Genomic DNA, 18932 nt, shown 5'->3' with positions numbered 1-18932 from the left:
AGGGCGGCGGCGGGCGTTTCGGCCTCGGTCACGATCTCGGTCGTGGCTTCCTCGGGCGCGGTCGGGGGCGTGTCGGGCACCGGTGTGGGAGTCTCGGACGGCTCTGGCCGCGTCACCACCTCGGGCGCGATCTCGGCCTCAGGCGGCGGTGCGGGTGCAGGAAGCGGGGCCACACGGGGCGCTTCGCTCGGCGCGGGCGTGTCAGAGGGTGGCGCGGTCACGTCCTGTGCGGGCGGGCTTGGCAGCGCGGCCACTTCCGCCTGCACCTCGGTATCGGGTAGCGGGGCCAGCGCCGACATGTCGGGCTGCGTTTCAGTCGGCGGTTCCGGCGTGGCCTCGGGCGGTGTCGCGTCCGGCGCGGCGGCCTCTGGCGTGGGTGGGGTCGGTTCGGTGATATCGGGCGCGGGCGGTGTCGGCAACGCGGGCTGTTCCACCACGGCGGGCACAGGCACGACGGTTTCGAACATGGCGTCGAATTCCTGCGCCGAAATCAGCGTGACCCCGGTCAGTTCGAACGGCTCTTCCTCCGTATCGCTGAACAGACTACCCCCGATCAGCGCCCAGAAGAGCACCCCGAAATGCAGTCCGCTGGAGGCATAGAGCGCACGCCGCATCGGCCCGTCACTCCCCTGCCTGTTCGTCGAGACGCGGGCCACCCGCATCGGTCACCAGCCCGATTTCGCGGAATCCACCGGCATTGAGTGCGCCCATCACCTGCATCACGTCGGCATAGGGAATGCCCCCGTCCGCGCGCAGGAAAATCTGGTTGCTGTCGCGTTCGGCGGCGATGCCCTGAAGGCGCGTCACCAGCTCCTCCATGGGAACCGGCGTGGTCTGGATCATCACCTGCCCGTCGGCGGTCAGCGTCACGGCAAGGGGTTCCTCCTCCTGCTCGCCCGGCAGCGGCTCGGCGGCGGTTTCGGGCAGCTCAATCGGCACGCCCACGGTCATCAGAGGGGCAGAAACCATGAAGACGATCAGCAGCACCAGCATCACGTCCACGAAGGGGGTGACGTTGATTTCCGACATGGCGGCGTGGCGGGACCGGCGGTTGCCGCGCCTGCTGCGCCCGCCCGTCTGCCCCTGTTTCACTCCGGCCCCCATGGGTCAGTCCAACTGCCGGGAGAGGAGGGTGGAAAACTCATCCGCAAAGCCCTCGTACCCCGCGACCAGCCGGTCGGCATCGGCAGAGAGCTTGTTATAGAGGATAACTGCGGGGATAGCGGCCAGAAGGCCAAGCCCGGTGGCTAGCAGCGCCTCTGCAATACCCGGCGCCACAACCGCAAGCGAGGTGTTGCCCGAGGTCGCGATCTCCTGAAAGGACCGCATGATCCCCCAGACCGTTCCAAAAAGCCCGATGAAGGGCGCGGTCGCACCGGTGGTGGCCAGGAAGTTGAGACCGGATGTCAGCCGCTCCGCCTCTCGTCCAATCGCCACGTCCATCGACCGGTCCACGCGCTGCTGCACACCGGGAATGAGCGCCCCGTCATCGCGCAAGGATCGCTGCCATTCGGTCATGCCCGCGACGAAGACCCGTTCCGACGCGGACCGGGGCCGCTCGGCCACCTTGTCGAAGAGCTCATCCAGCGGCTCACCCGACCAGAAGGCCGCGTCGAACTGCGCCGCCCTACGGCGCGATAGCCGGTAGGTGGAGAATTTGGAGAAGGCGATTGCCCAAACCCAGATCGACGCCGCGAAGAGCATCACCATGACGATCTGGACGACAAAGCTTGCGCGGAAGAACAGGGCCAGCAGCGAGAAATCCATCTCCTGCGCCATGCTCAGCGTTTCGGTTTCCATGAAGTGCGTTTCCTATCTGCCCGGCCTCTGGTCGGATGCCATCTTGTTCGCGGCATCTCATTTGGAGGGGAATCTAGCAAAGAGGAAGAGCAAACACCATTGGCTTGCGTCACGGTCGGTTTCACTGCTGAAACGTAACCAGCTTTTGGCGGATATCCGCCGGAATCCGCACCGCGCGGCCATTTTCGGCAAGGCAGACCACCTGAACCTTTGCCGCATAGAGCCGGTCCGCACCCCGCCAGACGGTCTGATCGAGGTCGAAACTGGCCCCTTTGACGCCGATCAGACGGGTTTTGACCCTCAGATCATCCTCGAATCGGGCGGGCGCAATGAAATCCATCTCCATCCGCCGCACCGCAAAGACGATCCCCTGATCGGCCTTCAGCGCGGTCTGCGAAATCCCCGCCTCGCGCACCATCTCGGACCGGGCCCGTTCGATGAACTTGAGGTAATTGGCGTGATAGACGATCCCCGCCAGATCGGTGTCTTCATAATAGACGCGGGTGTGGAAATGGTGGGTCACGACAGCATCCCCACCCGTGCCGCCAGTCTCAGCCCGTGGCTCGGGTCGTTGGCGCTGGCGGGCATCACCGGGTCGTAGCCTGCGCGGATCACGTTGGCGATCTCGGGTTTCAGGACGGCGGGTTGGCCGGGGGCCGCGGCAAGGGGGGAGCTGTCGGTGAAGGCCGTATCGGACCACAGCAGGATCACCTGCACCATCTGGGATAGTGCGATGGTTTCCGCCGGGACCTTGGACATCTCCTCATCCATGCGGATGAAGACGAAGGCCGCCTGAATGGCCCCCGTGTCGTCGAACCGGAAGCTGCGATACTGGTTGGCATCCGCCGCTTTCAGCCGGTCCACCGTGGCGGGCAGGTCGGGGATCAGCCGGTCGAGATTGGGCGTCTCGGTCAGCTCGTCCCACTCGCGGAAGAAGAACACCATCAGGTTCGCGCCCAGTTCCGGGTCGGTCTCGGCCATCTTGTGACCGGCCAGCGCCACCACCGCCTCGATCGCGCCTTTCAAGATGCTGACGGTCGCATCCTCCACCCCGAAGACCACGGGCACGATGGGGCGTCCCCACCGGGCAAAGAGGTAGTTTCCGTCAGAGCGGGTAAAAAGGCGCGTGACCGCGTCGGCATCCATTCCGGGGGCTCCTTACAGGTTGTTTTCCGCCATCCAGCCCGCGAATACCGGATCATAGGCGGCAGGGCCATAGACCTGCGGGGCGGTGCCGCTTTCGTAGATGGCAGCAGCCGCCGCCCCGTCCGAAATGCGAATGCCCCAAGCGCCCGCCGAAATGTTGCAGGCATGGGCCATGCAGCCCGCGCCAAGCACCCAATCACCCCGCTGGATCACGCTGTTTGCGGGGCCGATCCGGTCGGCAAGGTCGCGGATCTGGTCTTCGGTCATGATGGTCAGGAAGCGGGCACGTTCGCCGGGGTCGCGGAAGATGGCGTAGGGATGTTCCCCGATCCAGCGGGTCGCATCCGCGCCGGGACCAGCGGGAATGCCCGCGAAGGGTTGTTCGCCGGGCGTGGTCTCCATGCCCGCATCGCTGAACCGGTAGGTGGTGAATTGCTGGCGTATGCCGTCGACGAAGATGTCGAGCTCCAACGCATCGGGCTCGATCCGCATATCGCTGACCGCGCCTTCGCAGGCCCCTGTTTCGCCCATCACCTGCACCGTTCCCTGACCGACGCGGATCACCGTCACGCCGGGACCGCACATATTGCCGCCGTGGTGATGGGTGGCCAGCAGCCAGTCATGGTCCGATCCTTCAAGCGCCCAGGCCCCCAGGATTTCCCACATATAGTCCAGCTCCACCGGCAGGGTCGCACCGGAAACCATCAGCCCTTGGCTGGGACGCGCGCCCACGACCGAGGCCGCGCCGAACCGGGTCTGAAACTGATCGTAACTGCCGAAGTCGACATCGGCACTTGCCGCGCTGGCCGAGAGGGCAACAAGGGCGGCACATAGAAATCGGATCATGGCAATGCTCCCGATAGGGTTAAATAAGGCTGCCCTGCTCGGGCGGCATCGGGGCGGCAAGACCCAGATGCGACCAGCCTTTGGATGCCAGCATCCTTCCGCGCGGGGTGCGGGCAATCAAGCCCTGTTGCAGCAGATAAGGCTCGATCACCTCTTCGATCGCGTCGCGGCTTTCCGACAGGGCGGCGGCCATGGTCTCCACCCCCACGGGACCACCGCCGTAGTTCTCCGCCATCAGCATCATGTAACGCCGGTCGGCCCCGTCGAGGCCGAGGTGATCGACCCCGAGCCGTGTCAGCGCGCTGTCGGCAATCGCCTGTGTCAGCCGCCCGTCGCCTTCGACCAGTGCGAAATCCACCACCCTGCGCAGCAGCCGCCCTGCGATCCGGGGGGTGCCACGGGCACGGCGGGCAATTTCCAGCGCGCCTTCGGGATCGGACGGGATGCCCAACATCCGCGAACCGCGCGTCACGATCTCGTGCAGTTCCGGCACCGTGTAGAATTGCAGACGCGTGGGAATGCCGAACCGGTCCCGCAGGGGCGTGGTCAGCAGGCCGAGCCGGGTTGTCGCCCCCACAAGCGTAAAGGGCTGCAGCTCGATCCGCACCGTCCGCGCGGCGGGGCCTTCGCCGATTACGAGGTCCAGCTCGAAATCCTCCATCGCGGGGTAGAGCACCTCCTCCACCGCCGGGTTCAGCCGGTGGATCTCGTCGATGAACAGGACATCGCGCGCCTCCAGATTGGTCAGGATCGCGGCAAGGTCGCCCGCCTTGGCCAGAACCGGGCCAGAGGTCATGCGGAAATTCACCCCCAACTCCCGTGCCATGATCTGCGCGAGCGTCGTCTTGCCCAGACCGGGCGGGCCGTGGAACAGCACATGGTCCATCGCCTCTTCCCGCCTGCGGGCGCTTTCGATGAAGACACGCAGGTTGGCGCGCGCCTCCTCCTGGCCGATGAATTCCGTCAGCTCCTGCGGACGCAACGCGCGGTCGGGGCTTTGATCCTCGGGCAAGGGCGTCGCGCGCAGGGTGGGGTCGGGCTCTGTCATCTCAATCCTTCGGGGCCAGCAGCTTCAGGGCCGCGCGGATCAGGGCCGGGGTTTCCGCGTCGGGCGCGTCCCCCGCGGCCTGCGCCACCGCCATGGCGGCCTCTGCCGGGGCATAGCCCAGGTTCTTCAGCGCCGAAAGAGCCTCGGCCTGAGAGGATGAGGACGGGCGTGCCCGGATTGGCGCCGCGATATCGGGCTGCGCAACCACCGCCACCGGGGCATCCCCCAGGGCCTCGATCACCTCGCCCCCCATGGCCATCACGCCGGGGGCCTTGTCTTTCAGCTCGTTCACCACCCGCTGCGCCAGCTTGGGGCCGACACCGGGCGCGGCCTTGACCGCTGCCGCGTCGCCAAGCGAGATCGCCCGCGCCACGCCCTCGGCCCCCAAAGTGCCCAGAATGGCCATCGCCGCCTTGGCCCCCACGCCCTGAACGGAAATCAGCAGCCGGTGCCATTCGCGGTCATAAAGCGTCGGGAAGCCGAAAAGCTGCAACAGATCCTCACGCACCAGCAATTCGGTGAACAGTGCCGCCGCCTCGCCCGGCCCCGGCAAAGCGGCCAGTGTCCGGTCGGAGCAGTAAACGACATAGCCCACGCCATTCACATCCAGCAGCACATGGTCGCTGCCCTTGTAATCCACCCGGCCTGTCAGTTTGCCGATCATCGCCCCGCCTCCACTGCTGCGGCCAGCCGGCCTGCGGTCTGCGCATGAAAGGCATGACAGATGGCAATGGCAAGCGCATCCGCCGCGTCGGGGCTGGATGGGTTCGCTCCGGGCAATTGCATCTTGACCATATGCGCCACCTGTCCCTTTTCCGCGTGCCCCACGCCGACCACCGTCTTCTTGACCGCATTGGGGGCGTATTCCGCCACGCTAAGCCCCGCCTGCGCCGGAACCAGCAGCGCGATCCCCCGCGCCTGCCCCAGTTTCAGGGTCGCCACGGCATCGCGGTTGACGAAGGTTTGTTCCACGGCGGCCTGGTCCGGCTGCCAGCGGTCCAGCACCTCGGACAACTGCCGGTACAGCGACAAGAGCCGCGCAGCAAGGTCCTTGCCTTCGCTGTGGCAGGTTCCGTTGGCGATGTGACTGAGTCGCGATCCCCGCGACTCGATCACGCCCCAGCCCATGTTTCTGAGCCCCGGATCGATCCCGATGATCCTCATGCTGCCCGACCCCGTAAAATTCTTGCGACTTTTTTGCAGCACTAGCACGAAACGAGAACATTGACCAGACAAAGTCGGTTTTCGGCGTGCACTGAAACAAAAGCGACAAGCACCGGCGGGGATGTCGATTCAGGACAACTTCCTGATCCTGTTCCGACAGGAATTGTGGCGGATTTTTGCCCGAAATTCATGTCGTTACGTCCAATTCAGACCTATGCGCAGATTGCATATGACCCATGCGAAAATCGGCATTGCTCGGGCCAGCCCCGGCCCCTAAGTGCCGGTTCAGCAAGCGAACACTTCGCAACCCACCCTCTTATCTGGAAGGAACATTCAGATGGCTACCGTGACCAACCGCACCGTTGACGCCGGCTTCAGCGTCGCCTCGATCCTCTCCATCTTCGTGGGTCGGATTGCAGCCTGGAACGACGCCCGCGTAACCCGCAAAGCGCTGGAGGCTCTGTCCGATCGTGAACTGGACGATCTGGGCCTGAACCGCGGGGATATCGACTCGATTGCCAATGGCATCTACCGCTGAGATATCTCTCACTCTTCTCTCCCCGATTGAAGCCGCTCCGACCCCGGGGCGGTTTCTTTCGTTTCAAGGGGGTCAGACCGGTGGACGCCCGATCGCGTCTCTCAGGGTCGTGCCGATCCAGACGGATACCGGATCCATGGACAGAACCCATGCCGCGGCCCGATGGCCGGTCGACTGGTCCGACAATTCCGCCAACCGCGCGGCGTAGTCCGCCTCGCCCTGGTGCCAGATCATGAAGCCCTTGAACAGGAAACAGCAGATTACCGCGAGTGCCAGGCTGCGCCAGGGAAACGACAGGCGAACACGTCGGCGGCGCGGAACGACGAGCCCGTCTGGCTGCACCACCACGCCATGTCCCTCGCCCGCGCCGGACTGGTTCATCCTGCGCAGCCGTTCCTGAAACCGGTCGTAATTCGCATCCATCGGGGCACCTCTTGCGCCTGCCCCACCCGTGCACAAATTATCCGCAAATTATGGCAAAACTGTGCCGGTCAGCGGCGCAGGGTCAGCGTGGTCCATTCGCCAAGCTCGGCCCGATGCTCCAGGGTCATGCCCTGCGCCGCATAGGCCGCGACAACCTCGTCGCCCTGTTCATTGAGCAAGCCGGACAGGATGACATGGCCACCTTCCGCGCAATGCGCCGCCACGTCGGGGGCAAGCTCCACCAGCGGACCTTTCAGGATATTGGCAAAGATCAGGTCGTAGGGCGCGGCGGCATGCAGCTCCGCGTGGTCGAGCCCCGCCGCCTCAAGGCAGCGCACCCGCCCCGCCTCGCCATTTGCCGCCACATTGGCCAGGGCCACATCCACGGCAACCTCGTCGATATCGGAAGCCAGAACCGGCTCGGGCCAGACCTTTGCCGCCGCCAGCGCCAGCACGGCGGTACCGCAGCCGATATCGACGGTGTTCTTCTTGACTTCGCCGGCCTGGATCAACCGTTCCAGTGCCTCAAGGCAACCCTTGGTCGTCCCGTGATGCCCGGTGCCAAAGGCCATCGCCGCCTCGATCAAGAGGGGCACACACCCATCCGGCACCTTGTCCGCGTCATGGCTGCCATAGACGAAGAACCGCCCGGCCTCCACCGGATGCAGCTCGCGTTTCACATGGGCAACCCAATCGGTTTCCGGCAGTTCCGACACCACGAAGGGCTTGGCGCCATGGGCCGCCGCCAGCAGAGCAAGGGCCACCTCGTCCGGGGCCTCCACGAAATAGGCGCCCACCTCCCACAGGCCGGACCCATCCTCCATCTCGAAGACACCGACGCCCGTCGCCTCGGGCTCGATCTCTTCCAGGGCAAGGCCAAGCGCCTCGGCCTGTTCCTTGTCTTCAAGGGTGGTGAGGGCGGTGAAGGTCGGCATCGGTCAACTCCTGTCAGGTTTCTCACGCCTTAGGCGCAGGCTGCAAAAAACACAATGCGCCTTCTTCTTGGTCCAAATACTCATACCCGGACCTATCAGCGTCACCCTCCCGCCCGAGGTCGCGCCGCCTTCACAGATATCCCGCGGCAGCACGGGTCGGCGAGGGCCCCCGAACGGGGGCTTGAGCCGGGCCGTTCCCCGGTCGGCGCCGTCAGGCGTCGAGCCCGATGGGGCAGGTCACGCCGGTGCCGCCGATCCCGCAATAGCCGGACGGGTTCTTGGCCAGGTATTGCTGGTGGTAGTCCTCGGCAAAGTAGAATTCCGGCGCGGGCAGGATCTCGGTGGTGATCGCGCCGAACCCGGCCGCTGTCAGGCGGGCCTGCATGCCCGGAAGACTGTCCTTGGCGGCCTTCTGCTGCGCCTCCGAGAAGGTATAGATCCCCGACCGGTACTGGGTGCCCATGTCATTGCCCTGCCGCATGCCTTGCGTCGGGTCGTGATTTTCCCAGAACACCTTCAGCAGCGCCTCATAGCTGATGATTTTGGGGTCATAGACGACCCGCACCACCTCATTGTGGCCGGTCCTCGCGGTGCAGACCTCTTCATAGGTGGCATTGGGCGTATGCCCACCCGCATAGCCCACCATGGTCAACAAGACGCCGTCGAGCTTCCAGAACATCCGCTCCACGCCCCAGAAGCATCCCATGCCGAACATGGCCGCCTCCATGCCCTCGGGCACATCGGGGGTTAGGGGACGGCCGTTTACGAAATGCGTGTCCGCCGTCGGGATTGCCGTTGCCCGTCCCGGCAGCGCCTCGGCAGCCGAGATCATCTCCATCTTCTTTGCCTTGAATCCGAACATCGCGCGTCTCCCTTTCGCTTCCGGCATCTTGCACCCGTCCATAGATGGGGCGCAAGCCACCCCGCGACCAGAGCGGCCGCCTCTCGATAAAGATCACGACAGCGCGATCAAGAGATCATGTCAATCGCAACGTTCCACTTCCCAATCGCCGAAACCGCCCCTAACGTCCCCGACATGACACCTGCCTCCGCCCTCGACTCGCGCGCTTCATGGATGCGCCTTGCGATTTCCCTGACCATCGGACTGGTGGGCAATGTCGGCATGTGGGCAATCATCGTCATCCTTCCCGCCGTGCAGGCAGAGTTCAACGTGGACCGGGGCGATGCGTCCCTGCCCTATACGCTGACAATGGTGGGCTTTGCGCTTGGCAATTACTTCATCGGGCGGGCCGTGGACCGGTGGGGGATCACCGTCTCGATGATTGCCGCTGCCGGTCTGATCGCCCTTGGTTTCGCCGGGGCGGCCATGGCGCCCAACATCGCGACCTTGACGGCCCTGCAATTGCTGATCGGCTTCGGAACCGCAACCTGTTTCGGGCCGCTTATCGCCGACGTGTCGCACTGGTTCCTGCGCCGAAGGGGCATTGCGGTGGCCATCGCGGCCTCGTCCAACTATCTTTCCGGTGCGATCTGGCCGCTGATCCTGGCCGATATCCTCGCCACCCAGGGATGGCGCACGGCCTATCTGGTGCTGGCGGTGGTCACGCTGCTGGTGATGGTCCCCCTGTCGCTGCTGCTGCGCGCCCGCGTGCCCGAGGCCGCGCGCGTGGAGGCCGAAGCCTCCGCCGCCCTGCGCGCCCGCTCGGTCAGCTTTTCGCCCCGGACCCTGACCATGCTGCTGGCCATTGCGGGCATCGGCTGCTGCGTCGCCATGTCGATGCCACAGGTCCATATCGTGGCTTTCTGTACCGATCTTGGCTACGGGCCGGCCATCGGGGCCGAGATGCTGTCTCTGATGCTGTTTGGCGGAGTGGCCTCGCGGCTGGTTTCAGGCGCGCTGGCCGACTGGCTGGGAGGCGTGACGACGCTGCTTATCGGCTCTGCCCTGCAATGTATCGCGTTGTTCCTATATCTGCCGACGACGGGGCTCACATCGCTCTATCTCGTCAGCCTCGTCTTCGGGCTCAGCCAGGGGGGCATCGTGCCGAGCTACGCCATCATCGTGCGCGAATACCTGCCCCCGAGAGAGGCCGGCGCGCGGGTGGGTCTGGTGATGATGTCTACCATCGCGGGCATGGCCATCGGCGGCTGGATGTCGGGCTGGATCTATGACGTGACCGGCAGCTATCAATGGGCTTTCATCAACGGCATCGCCTTCAACGTTCTGAACATCGGAATCATGGCGCTGATCCTGCTGCAATCCCGGCCCCGCCGCGCGGCACCGGTGGCGGCCTGATGCCGACCGGCGGGGCGGGAGTCGACCAGAACGGATTTTTCCGTTAAATTCCTGTCACCAAAATTTGAAATGGCTACGCGACGACCACATCTTCCTGATGCGAGGGACCGGGCCAGACCGGCACCTCGTGCGAGACAGAACAAGAGACCGGTTCAATGTCGATACGAGAAGTCACCCGCGCCTATTGCGAGCGCAGCGACGCGCTTGCCTCGGCCAGTTATTTCGGCACATTCGCCGTCTATTTCCTGACGCTCTACCTTGCCGTCCATTTCTACGATGCCTGGTATCTGGTGGCCCCTCTGGTGGTCATCAACGCGCTGTCGGGTGTCAGGCTTTATGTGCTGCAACATGATTGCGGGCACAGTTCGCTGTTTTCCAAGCGGTGGATGAACGATTGGGCCGGTTACGGCCTGTCGACCTTCACGCTGACCCCCTACAGGGCGATGCAGTACAATCACAACGAACACCACAAATTCCTTGGAGATCTGGAAGAACGCCGGTCGGGCGAGATCCACACCATGACCCTGCGCGAATGGAACGAGGCCGACTGGAAAACGCGCCTGTTCTACCGGCTGTACCGCAACCCGCTGATCCTGATCCCCATCGGCGGCGTCTTCGTCTATGCCCTGCGCTATCGCTGGCCCAAGAACACTTTGAGGGTAGGTGCCGCCGGGGTGCTGATGCATGACGCGCTGTTGCTCGGCTGGATCGCGCTGCTCTACTGGCTTGGCGGTGTGCCTGCGCTGATGGTCTATCTGGCCACCGTCTTCGTGGCAGCCTGTTCGGGCGTGTTCCTCGTCTATCTTCAGCACAATTTCGAGGACACCTACTGGGACCGCCGCCCCGACCTGCGCCACGATCAGGCGGCGCTGCAGGGGTCATCGGCGCTGGACCTCGGCTGGTGGTTCGATCTTGCGACCGGCAATATCGCCTATCACGACATCCACCATTTCAACGCCAATATCCCCAGCTACAGGCTGCGCAAATGCCACAGGGCCATCCGCGACCAGTTCGACCTGCCGACGATCAACTGGCCAGAGGCGATCCGCAGTTTCACCCTGAAGCTGTGGGACGAGGATCAGGGACGCCTGGTTCCCTTCCCGAATGAACGGCGGGCGTTCAGCGGGTTGATGCAACGGATGACGGGCTAGCCGACATATAGCGCAATCGCGGCCTCTACCCCGTCTTGGGCAAGGACGCCCATCCAGTCCGCGAAAGCGGCTGCAAATCGTGGGTCCTGCGAAAGATCGCCATAGATTGCCGACATCTCCAGCCATGCTTGAGGGCGGTTCATGGCCTCTCTGGCGCGTTTCGTCAGCCGGTCCCATTGCGGGTCGTTTGCGGCGATGGCCTCCCCGGCTTCGGTCGTTCCCAGACAATAGCGCGCCCATAGCGCTTCGGTCAGGGCAAGCCCGGAAAACCCGCCGTCCGACAACAGGGCATCGCGCAGCGAGGGCAGCACGAAACCGGGATGCCTGCTGGAGCCGTCGAACGCCACCCGCCGCGTGGTGTCGACGATGGACGGGTTGGAAAAGCGCCGCTTGATCAGCGTAATGTACTGGTCCGGCGTGAACTCTGCCACCGAGGGGACATGCGGCGCGACCTCTTCGCTCAACACCTTGTGCAGGAACGCCCCGACGGCCGGGTGCGTCGTCGCCTCGGCAATCGTTTCCAGACCCAGCAAAGCCCCCGCATTCGCCACCATCTGATGCCCCGCGTTCAGAAGACGCAGCTTCATCATCTCGTAGTCGTGAACCGAAGCCGAAAAGGTTACTCCGACCTTCTCCAGCGGCGGACGACCTGCGCAGAAATCATCCTCTATCACCCACTGCCGGAACGCCTCATGCGAGACGGGCGCGGCGTCGTTCACCCCGAAGGCCCGCGCGAAATCCAGCTCGCGTTCGCCGGTCGCGGGCACGATGCAATCCACCATGGAATTGGGGAAACTACAGCTGTCTTCGATCCAGTCGGCCAGCGCAGGGTCGGAAAGGCGCGCCAACCCGATGACAACGCCCCGCAGGATCGCGCCATTGCCCTGCAGGTTGTCACAGCTCAGCAGCGTGACGGGTCCGTCCCCCCTTTCCCGCCGCAGCCGCAGCGCCGCGATGATCGCGCCAAACACGGTGCCGGGCCGGTCGGGATTCGCCGCATCATGGACGATCTCGGGGTGAGCGATATCCAGCGCTCCACCCAACTGAAAATACCCCCCCTCCGTCACGGTCATCGCAACGATGCGAATGGCGGGATCGGCCATCGCCGCAATCAACGGGCCGTGACCTTCGGCAACCGGCACATAGTCGATCATCGAGCCGATGACCTCTGCCGCCCGGTGATCGGCGTCCAGCTCGATCAGGGTTGTCAGGCAATCCTGCGCCAGCAGCTTGTCGCGCATGGCGGCATCATAGGGCCGGACCCCGGCCCCAAGGATGGCCCAGTCCTTCGCCAGCCCCATCTCCATCAGCCGGCTCAGATACCAGGCTTGATGCGCACGATGAAAATTGCCCACGCCGATATGGACAATGCCGGCGGTCAGGCCAGACCGGTCATAGCCAGGGCGCCGCACCTCTGCGGGCAAAGCCGCCAGAGTGGCATTCGACAGGGAGAGCAGATCCGAGAATGTCTTGTGCACGGCGCTGGCCATGGCCGGTCTCCCTCAGCTCATCCAGTTGCCGCCGTCGACATTGTATGTCTGGGCGACGATATAATCGGCCTCGGGCGAGGCCAGAAAAACGGCCATGCCGGTCAGATCCTGTGCAGTGCCCATGCGGCCGAAGGGAACGGCTTCGCCGACCTCGCGCTTCTTCTGTCCGGGGGCCTTGTTTTCGTATTTGGCGAAGAAGGCGTCGACGCCGTCCCAGTGCTCCCCGTCCACAACGCCGGGCGCGATGGCGTTCACGTTGATCCCGTGACGGATCAGGTTCAGCCCCGCCGACTGGGTCAGGCTGATGACCGCGGCCTTCGAGGCGCAATAGACCGCGACGAGGGCTTCGCCCCGGCGGCCCGCCTGGCTGGCCATGTTGATGATCTTGCCACCCTGCCCGCGCTCTATCATGTGCTTGGCAACCGCCTGCATCGTGAAAAGCGCACCGGAGACATTGATCTTGAACACCCGGTCGAAGTCTTCGCGGGTGATCTCGACGATCGGGGCGGCGGAAAAGATCGCGGCGTTGTTGATCAGGATGTCGATCTGGCCGAGCCTTTCCACGGTTTCCGCTACGGCCGTGTCGATGCTGTCCTGCCGGGTCACGTCCATCTCCACGGCAATCGCCGCCGCGCCAAGATCGGCCGCCGCGGCGCGGGCGCGCGCGATGTCGATATCGGCAATCGCAACCCGCGCACCTTCCGCGACATAGGCTTCGGCGAAGGCAAGGCCGATCCCCCGAGCGCCCCCCGTGATCAGGGCCGATTTTCCCGCCAGCCGTTTCATGCGATCCGCAGCCCGTCAGCGTCGAACTTGTGGATCTGGTCTTCCTGCGCGGTCAGCCACACGGTGTCGCCGTGCCGGGCGCTGAACTCACCGTCCACGCGCACGGTCATGGGGTCGGTCGCGCCTTCGCGGTGGACATGCAGGAACGTGTCGGACCCCAGATGCTCAGCCACGCCGACAGTGCCTTTCCAGGCGCCATCGGTGGTCGAGATCGAGACATGTTCGGGGCGAATTCCAACCGTGTGTGCACCCCGTTTGGCGGCCTCCTCACCGGTCAGAAGATTCATCTTGGGGCTGCCTATGAAGCCCGCGACGAAGATGTTGCGCGGCGCGCGATAAAGCTCCATCGGCGACCCCACCTGTTCGATCACGCCCCCTTGCAGGACCACGATCTTGTCGGCCATGGTCATTGCTTCGACCTGATCGTGGGTGACGTAGATCATGGTGGTGTCCAGCCGCTTGTGAAGCTCGCTGATTTCCAGCCGCATCCCGTGGCGCAACGCCGCGTCGAGGTTCGACAGCGGTTCATCGAACAGGAACGCCGCCGGTTCGCGCACGATGGCCCGCCCGATGGCGACCCGCTGGCGCTGGCCGCCCGAAAGCTGCCCCGGCCTGCGGTCGAGATAGTCGGTGAGGTTCAGCGCCTTGGCGGCGGCTTCGATCCGGCGGTTCTGTTCATCCTGGGGGATGCCCGCCATCTTCATCGGGAAGGCGATGTTCTTGCGCACCGACATATGCGGGTAAAGCGCGTAGGATTGGAACACCATGGCCAGGCCTCGCTTGGCGGGGGGCACCATCGTGGCGTCCTCACCGTCGATGCGGATCTGCCCGGCGGTGACGTCCTCCAGCCCGGCGATCAGGCGCAGAAGGGTGGACTTGCCGCAGCCCGAGGGGCCGACGAAGACCACGAACTCGCCATCTTCGATGGTCAGGTCCAGCGGCGGGATGACCTCGACCTCGCCGAAGGCCTTGCGGACTTTATCAAGCGTAATGCGTCCCATGTTCTTGGTTCCTTATTTGACGGCGCCGAAGGTCAGGCCACGGACAAGTTGTTTCTGGCTGAACCAGCCAAGGATGAGGATCGGGGCGATGGCCATGGTCGAAGCTGCGCTGAGCTTGGCGAAGAACAGGCCCTCGGGGCTGGAATAGCTGGCGATGAAGGCGGTCAGAGGCGCGGCATCGACGGCGGTCAGGTTCAGCGTCCAGAAGGCTTCGTTCCAGGCCAGGATGAAGTTCAACAGCAGGGTGGAGGCGATGCCCGGCACCGCCATGGGCGTCAGGACATAAAGGATTTCCTCTTTCAGCCCCGCACCGTCCATCCGCGCCGCTTCCAGGATCTCGCCGGGGATTTCCTTGAAGTAGGTGTAGAGCATCCACACGATGATCGGCAGGTTGATCAGCATCAGGATCACCACCAGGGCATAGCGGTTGTCCAGAACCCCCAGTTGAATGCACAGCAGGTAGATGGGGTAAAGCACGCCGACAGCAGGCAGCATCTTGGTCGACAGCATCCACAGAAGGATGTCCTTGGTCCGCTTCGACGGAACGAAGGCCATGGACCAGGCGGCTGGCACCGCGATGATGACACCAAGCAGCGTGGAGCCCCCCGCAATGAAGACAGAGTTCCACAGGAAGCGCATGTAGTTCGACCGCTCCTGCACGACGGAATAGTTTTCCAGCGTCCAGTCGAAGGCCAGGAAGACCGGCGGGTTCGCGATGGCCTCGGCCTCGGTCTTGAAGCTGGTCAGGATGGTCCACAGGATCGGGAAGAAGATCAGCAGACCGATGCCCCAGGCGATTGCGGTATTGAGCGCCTTGCGCGGGTTGGAAACGGCACGTGCCATGGTCAGGTCCTCCTCAGGCGTCCAGGTTCTTGCCGACGATGCGCATCAGGAAGAGCGCAACGATATTGGCGAGGATGATGGCGTAAACGCCACCGGCACTGCCGAGACCCACATTCTGGCTTTCCAGCACACGCTGGTAGATCAGGTAGGTCAGGGTCCGCGAGCCGAAGGCACCGCCCGTGGTCACGAAGATTTCCGCGAAGATCGACAGAAGGAAGATCGTCTGGATCAGGATGACGATGGTGATGGCGCGGCTCATATGCGGCAGGATGATGTAGCCGAACCGCGACAGGTGCCCGGCACCATCCATTTCCGCTGCCTCCAGTTGCTCGCTATCGAGCGACTGGATGGCGGTCAGCAGGATCAGCGTCGCGAAGGGCAGCCACTGCCAGGACACGATCAGGATGATGGAAAACAGCGGTGCATCGCTGAGCCACACCACCGGATCGGCCCCGAAGGCGCGCCAAAGATGGGCGAACAGGCCATTCGTCGGATCCATGAACATGTTCTTCCACACCAGGGCAGACACGGTCGGCATGACGAAAAAGGGCGCGATGACAAGGATGCGCACGACGCCTTGCCCCCACATCGGCTGATCCAGCAGCAGCGCCAGAAGGATGCCGAAGACGACCGAGATCAGCAGGATGCCGCCAACGATGATCAGCGTTGTCTGAACCGATGGCCAGAACGCACTGGACGAGATGAAGCGGGAATAGTTCTCGAACCAGACAAATCCCTGATCGCCGCCACGAAGCGGGAGGAAGCGCCGGAAGGAGAACCAGAGCGTCATCGACAACGGGACAAGCATCCAGACGAGAAGCAGAAAGACCGCTGGTGCCATCATGAAGCGCGCGGCGGAGCGGGAATGCTGGGTAGCCATGACGGGATCCTCTCTTTCTGTCGGCGCGTTCAACGCGTCCAAGGCAGAATGGCAAGGGGAATGGGGGCCGGGCAACAGAGGCACCGGCGAGACAGGAGAGAATTGGGTGGGGGGCGGATGAGGGCCGCCCCCCGGGAGGAAGAAACCGGCCTTAGTAGCCCGCAGCTTCCATGGCTTCAGAGGTGATCGCCTGAGCGTTCGCCAGGGCCTCTTCTACGGTCTGTTGACCGGCATAGAAGGCCGAGAACTCCTGGCTTACCTCGGAGGCGATGCCTGCAAACTCCGGAATGGCCGCGAACTGGATGCCGACATAGGGGCTCGGTTCAACGGTGGAGTTGTTCGGATCAGCCGACAGGATCGAGTCCAGCGTCATCTGCGCGAAGGGAACCGAGATGTAGTCGGGATTCTCGTAGAGAGAGGTCCGTGCACCCGGCGGGACGTTGGCCCATCCTTCGTTCTCGGCGACCAGCTCGATGTAGTCGGCAGAGGTGGCCCACTCGATGAACTGCAGCGCGGCATCCGCCTGCTGTGTGCCTGCGGGAATGGCAAGGGCCCAGGCCCACAACCAGTTGGACCGCACACCCAGACCGTTGTCGGGGGCAAGGGCAAAACCGACGGAGTCTGCAACTTCCGAATCTTCCGGGTTGGTCACGAAGGACGCCGCAACGGTGGCGTCGATCCACATGCCGCAGAGGCCCTGCTGGAACAGCGACAGGTTTTCGTTGAAGCCATTGGTGGCATAGCCGGCCGGGCCGCTTTCGCTCATCATGCCTTCGAAGAAGGTCAGCGTGTCGAGCCAGGGCTGCGTGTCGAACTGGGCGTTCCAGTCCATGTCGAACCAGCGGGCGCCGAAGGAGTTGGACATCGCGGTGATGAAGGCGCCGCCTTCACCCCAACCGGGCTTGCCGCGCAGGCAGATGCCGTTGACGTCATTCTCGCGGTCGGTCATTGCAGCCGCAGCTTCGCGAATGAATTCCCAGGTCGGTGCGTCGGGCATTTCGAGGCCAGCTGCCTCCATCAGGTCGGTGCGGTACATCACCATGGAGCTTTCGCCATAGAAGGGCGCTGCATAGAGCGTGCCCTCATGGCTCAGACCGCCGCGCATGGCGGGCAGGATGTCATCGACGTTGTAGTCTTCCGACAGGCCATCCAGCGGCACGAGCCAGCCATTGGCGCCCCAGATCGGGGTTTCGTACATGCCGATGGTCATGATGTCGAACTGCCCACCATTGGTGGTGATGTCGGTGGTGACGCGCTGACGCAGAACGTTTTCTTCCAGCGTCACCCACTCGACCGCGATGCCGGTCGCCTCGGTGAACTGGTCCGTGTAACCCTGCATGCGGATCATGTCGCCGTTATTCACGGTCGCGATGGTGATGGTGGTGTCCTGTGCCAGAGCTGCCGATGCAGTCAGGCACAGCGCAAGCGCACTGGTGGTGCGAATAAGAGTCTTCGAAGACATCCTGTCCTCCCTTGATGGATGTAATGCGCCGCACCATGCGAAAGAATCATACGCGCGTCAACATAATTTTTACGCGCGTAAATTTTAGACCATTCAGGCCGAAGCTCGAACCACCAGATGCGCGGGAAACAGGGTCTCCTGCCGGGACGAGAAACGCCCGCCGCTTTCGATGAGTTCCAACAGGGTTTCCACGCTGCGCCCCGCAACGGCGGTATAGTCATGGGCCGCCGTGGTCAGGGCCGGGCAGGTAAAGCGTGAAAACGGATGATCGTCATGGGACGCCACGCGCAGATCGCAATCGGACCCGCGCCCGACCTTCAGCCCCCGTTCGTAGCAGGCGGACAGAGCGCCGATGGCCAACCGGTCATTCGAACACAGGATGGTGTTGGTGGTGAAATCCCCCGCCGCGATCGCCGCATGCGTCCCCTGCCGCCCGATCTCTTCAAAGGCCCACCCGTCACCTTCCATTCCCACCACAACAGGGTCCTGCCTGTGACGCTTCATCGCCTCGATATAGGCAATACGGCGTTTGTTGGCATTCGGGTTTGCCGGGGTGCGCATTTCCAGAAAACAGGGCGGTTCGCCGCTGCGCATCAGGTAATCGACCGTTTGATTGACGAAACTGGCATTGTCGGACCCGACAAAAGCCTCGCCCATCCCCTCGATATTGCTGTCAAAAAGCACTGTGGGCACGTCCTCGCAAAACCGCTCAATGGCGGATTTGTCCGAGGCCCTTCCCAGGGGGGCCAGCAGAACACCGGCGGGCTTGAGCGACCGAAGGCTGTCGAGATTGTCGATTTCCTGCGATTGTTCGCCATGCGAACTAAGCAGGATCGGGCGAAACCCCGCCTCGATACACAGGTTCTCGATATTGCGGGCAATCTCGGCAAAGAAGGGGTCGGCCAGATAGGGCACGACGATCCCAAGATTCTTGGTCAGTCGCCGGTTCTGGTTGATGGCAAACACATTGGGGCGGTAGTCATATTGCTCCAGCGCCGCCTCGATCCGGGCGCGCGTGGTCTGGCGCACGCTGTCGGGGTCGTTGAAATACTTGGAAACGGTAGGCCGCGAGATGCCGCTGACGGCGGCGAACTCTTCCATGTTCCTGATCTTGCGGTCGCTCATTGGCAGGTCGTTCCCTTCAAACCCAGGCCGGGCATCA

Annotated in this window: 21 protein-coding genes and 1 pseudogene; 3 read left to right on the top strand and 19 right to left on the bottom strand. The window is 63.7% G+C overall.

Annotation, left to right across the window (positions count from 1 at the left end; genetic code table 11):
* The 9 genes and pseudogenes from RBB16_RS15880 to ruvC form a co-directional block, all read right to left on the bottom strand.
* Positions 1-614: pseudogene (locus tag RBB16_RS15880) on the bottom strand (hypothetical protein); the annotation flags it as partial.
* A 7-nt stretch (positions 615-621) separates the two neighbouring features.
* A complete protein-coding gene (locus RBB16_RS15875; protein WP_306047093.1) occupies positions 622-1104 on the bottom strand; it encodes an ExbD/TolR family protein in 483 nt (160 codons plus the stop codon).
* Positions 1105-1107: 3 nt separating this feature from the next.
* Positions 1108-1800, bottom strand: coding sequence for a protein TolQ (gene tolQ, locus RBB16_RS15870; RefSeq protein WP_306047092.1), 693 nt, complete (start codon positions 1798-1800; stop codon positions 1108-1110).
* A 121-nt stretch (positions 1801-1921) separates the two neighbouring features.
* Positions 1922-2323: a tol-pal system-associated acyl-CoA thioesterase gene (gene ybgC / locus RBB16_RS15865; RefSeq protein ID WP_306047091.1), complete on the bottom strand. Its 402-nt coding sequence runs from the start codon at positions 2321-2323 to the stop codon at positions 1922-1924.
* Positions 2320-2946 carry a hypothetical protein gene (locus tag RBB16_RS15860; protein ID WP_306047090.1) on the bottom strand — a complete coding sequence of 209 codons (627 nt, stop codon included), beginning with the start codon at positions 2944-2946 and terminating at the stop codon, positions 2320-2322. The genes ybgC and RBB16_RS15860 overlap by 4 nt, the downstream gene beginning before the upstream one ends.
* Positions 2947-2958: 12 nt before the next feature.
* Positions 2959-3792 carry a hypothetical protein gene (locus RBB16_RS15855; RefSeq protein ID WP_306047089.1) on the bottom strand — a complete coding sequence of 278 codons (834 nt, stop codon included), beginning with the start codon at positions 3790-3792 and terminating at the stop codon, positions 2959-2961.
* 19 nt (positions 3793-3811) lie between these two features.
* The gene (gene ruvB / locus RBB16_RS15850) at positions 3812-4840 is read right to left on the bottom strand and encodes a Holliday junction branch migration DNA helicase RuvB (protein WP_306047088.1); all 1029 of its coding nucleotides are present in this window, start codon (positions 4838-4840) and stop codon (positions 3812-3814) included.
* 1 nt (position 4841) lies between these two features.
* Positions 4842-5504, bottom strand: a complete 663-nt coding sequence (gene ruvA / locus RBB16_RS15845; protein ID WP_306047087.1) for a Holliday junction branch migration protein RuvA — start codon at positions 5502-5504, stop codon at positions 4842-4844.
* On the bottom strand, positions 5501-6004 hold the full coding sequence (gene ruvC, locus RBB16_RS15840; RefSeq protein WP_306047086.1) for a crossover junction endodeoxyribonuclease RuvC: 504 nt from the start codon (positions 6002-6004) through the stop codon (positions 5501-5503). The genes ruvA and ruvC overlap by 4 nt, the downstream gene beginning before the upstream one ends.
* 337 nt (positions 6005-6341) lie before the next feature.
* Between ruvC and RBB16_RS15835 the strand changes: the two genes are divergently transcribed.
* Entirely contained in the window at positions 6342-6542 is a 201-nt protein-coding gene (locus RBB16_RS15835) for a DUF1127 domain-containing protein (protein ID WP_083431293.1), read from the top strand.
* Positions 6543-6614: 72 nt separating this feature from the next.
* On the opposite strand, the gene RBB16_RS15830 is transcribed toward RBB16_RS15835, so the two are convergent.
* From RBB16_RS15830 to msrA, 3 genes are all read right to left on the bottom strand, one after another.
* Positions 6615-6965: a hypothetical protein gene (locus RBB16_RS15830; RefSeq protein WP_306047085.1), complete on the bottom strand. Its 351-nt coding sequence runs from the start codon at positions 6963-6965 to the stop codon at positions 6615-6617.
* A 68-nt stretch (positions 6966-7033) separates the two neighbouring features.
* Complete coding sequence (locus tag RBB16_RS15825) at positions 7034-7900, bottom strand: 50S ribosomal protein L11 methyltransferase (protein WP_306047084.1); 867 nt, start codon at positions 7898-7900, stop codon at positions 7034-7036.
* Positions 7901-8111: 211 nt separating this feature from the next.
* Positions 8112-8762, bottom strand: coding sequence for a peptide-methionine (S)-S-oxide reductase MsrA (msrA, locus tag RBB16_RS15820; RefSeq protein WP_306047083.1), 651 nt, complete (start codon positions 8760-8762; stop codon positions 8112-8114).
* A 174-nt stretch (positions 8763-8936) separates the two neighbouring features.
* Here msrA and RBB16_RS15815 point away from each other — a divergent pair, with 174 nt between their 5' ends.
* Positions 8937-10157 (top strand): CynX/NimT family MFS transporter, encoded by a 1221-nt coding sequence (locus RBB16_RS15815; protein WP_306047095.1) that lies wholly within the window; start codon positions 8937-8939, stop codon positions 10155-10157.
* A gap of 155 nt (positions 10158-10312) precedes the next feature.
* Positions 10313-11308 carry a fatty acid desaturase gene (locus tag RBB16_RS15810; RefSeq protein WP_306047082.1) on the top strand — a complete coding sequence of 332 codons (996 nt, stop codon included), beginning with the start codon at positions 10313-10315 and terminating at the stop codon, positions 11306-11308.
* Here the strand turns inward: RBB16_RS15810 and RBB16_RS15805 are convergent.
* The 7 genes from RBB16_RS15805 to RBB16_RS15775 form a co-directional block, all read right to left on the bottom strand.
* Entirely contained in the window at positions 11305-12798 is a 1494-nt protein-coding gene (locus tag RBB16_RS15805) for a mannitol dehydrogenase family protein (RefSeq protein WP_306047081.1), read from the bottom strand. The two genes, RBB16_RS15810 and RBB16_RS15805, sit on opposite strands and share 4 nt — an antisense overlap.
* 12 nt (positions 12799-12810) lie before the next feature.
* Positions 12811-13584, bottom strand: coding sequence for an L-iditol 2-dehydrogenase (locus tag RBB16_RS15800; RefSeq protein ID WP_306047080.1), 774 nt, complete (start codon positions 13582-13584; stop codon positions 12811-12813).
* Positions 13581-14585: an ABC transporter ATP-binding protein gene (locus RBB16_RS15795; protein WP_306047079.1), complete on the bottom strand. Its 1005-nt coding sequence runs from the start codon at positions 14583-14585 to the stop codon at positions 13581-13583. The genes RBB16_RS15800 and RBB16_RS15795 overlap by 4 nt, the downstream gene beginning before the upstream one ends.
* A gap of 12 nt (positions 14586-14597) precedes the next feature.
* Entirely contained in the window at positions 14598-15428 is an 831-nt protein-coding gene (locus RBB16_RS15790) for a carbohydrate ABC transporter permease (protein ID WP_306047078.1), read from the bottom strand.
* A gap of 13 nt (positions 15429-15441) precedes the next feature.
* A complete protein-coding gene (locus RBB16_RS15785) occupies positions 15442-16308 on the bottom strand; it encodes a sugar ABC transporter permease (protein WP_306047077.1) in 867 nt (288 codons plus the stop codon).
* Between the two features lie 151 nt (positions 16309-16459).
* Complete coding sequence (locus RBB16_RS15780; RefSeq protein WP_306047076.1) at positions 16460-17770, bottom strand: sugar ABC transporter substrate-binding protein; 1311 nt, start codon at positions 17768-17770, stop codon at positions 16460-16462.
* Positions 17771-17863: 93 nt separating this feature from the next.
* Complete coding sequence (locus tag RBB16_RS15775) at positions 17864-18895, bottom strand: LacI family DNA-binding transcriptional regulator (RefSeq protein WP_306047075.1); 1032 nt, start codon at positions 18893-18895, stop codon at positions 17864-17866.
* Positions 18896-18932 lie beyond the last annotated feature (37 nt).

Source organism: Nioella sp. MMSF_3534 (assembly GCF_030732985.1).
GTDB lineage: Bacteria > Pseudomonadota > Alphaproteobacteria > Rhodobacterales > Rhodobacteraceae > Nioella.
The sequence above is the reverse complement of the archived record's forward strand: the minus strand, read 5'-3'. Positions and strand labels throughout refer to the sequence as shown.

Coding starts and splice junctions, on each gene's coding strand:
- RBB16_RS15825 (WP_306047084.1), bottom strand. CDS start 7,900: ATGCCGACCTTCACCGCCCTCACCACCCTTGAAGACAAGGAACAGGCC.
- ruvB (WP_306047088.1), bottom strand. CDS start 4,840: ATGACAGAGCCCGACCCCACCCTGCGCGCGACGCCCTTGCCCGAGGAT.
- RBB16_RS15815 (WP_306047095.1), top strand. CDS start 8,937: ATGACACCTGCCTCCGCCCTCGACTCGCGCGCTTCATGGATGCGCCTT.
- RBB16_RS15875 (WP_306047093.1), bottom strand. CDS start 1,104: ATGGGGGCCGGAGTGAAACAGGGGCAGACGGGCGGGCGCAGCAGGCGC.
- RBB16_RS15860 (WP_306047090.1), bottom strand. CDS start 2,946: ATGGATGCCGACGCGGTCACGCGCCTTTTTACCCGCTCTGACGGAAAC.
- RBB16_RS15835 (WP_083431293.1), top strand. CDS start 6,342: ATGGCTACCGTGACCAACCGCACCGTTGACGCCGGCTTCAGCGTCGCC.
- RBB16_RS15800 (WP_306047080.1), bottom strand. CDS start 13,584: ATGAAACGGCTGGCGGGAAAATCGGCCCTGATCACGGGGGGCGCTCGG.
- RBB16_RS15805 (WP_306047081.1), bottom strand. CDS start 12,798: ATGGCCAGCGCCGTGCACAAGACATTCTCGGATCTGCTCTCCCTGTCG.
- msrA (WP_306047083.1), bottom strand. CDS start 8,762: ATGTTCGGATTCAAGGCAAAGAAGATGGAGATGATCTCGGCTGCCGAG.
- RBB16_RS15855 (WP_306047089.1), bottom strand. CDS start 3,792: ATGATCCGATTTCTATGTGCCGCCCTTGTTGCCCTCTCGGCCAGCGCG.
- RBB16_RS15810 (WP_306047082.1), top strand. CDS start 10,313: ATGTCGATACGAGAAGTCACCCGCGCCTATTGCGAGCGCAGCGACGCG.
- RBB16_RS15780 (WP_306047076.1), bottom strand. CDS start 17,770: ATGTCTTCGAAGACTCTTATTCGCACCACCAGTGCGCTTGCGCTGTGC.
- RBB16_RS15775 (WP_306047075.1), bottom strand. CDS start 18,895: ATGAGCGACCGCAAGATCAGGAACATGGAAGAGTTCGCCGCCGTCAGC.
- RBB16_RS15785 (WP_306047077.1), bottom strand. CDS start 16,308: ATGGCTACCCAGCATTCCCGCTCCGCCGCGCGCTTCATGATGGCACCA.
- RBB16_RS15830 (WP_306047085.1), bottom strand. CDS start 6,965: ATGGATGCGAATTACGACCGGTTTCAGGAACGGCTGCGCAGGATGAAC.
- ruvA (WP_306047087.1), bottom strand. CDS start 5,504: ATGATCGGCAAACTGACAGGCCGGGTGGATTACAAGGGCAGCGACCAT.
- RBB16_RS15795 (WP_306047079.1), bottom strand. CDS start 14,585: ATGGGACGCATTACGCTTGATAAAGTCCGCAAGGCCTTCGGCGAGGTC.
- ruvC (WP_306047086.1), bottom strand. CDS start 6,004: ATGAGGATCATCGGGATCGATCCGGGGCTCAGAAACATGGGCTGGGGC.
- RBB16_RS15790 (WP_306047078.1), bottom strand. CDS start 15,428: ATGGCACGTGCCGTTTCCAACCCGCGCAAGGCGCTCAATACCGCAATC.
- tolQ (WP_306047092.1), bottom strand. CDS start 1,800: ATGGAAACCGAAACGCTGAGCATGGCGCAGGAGATGGATTTCTCGCTG.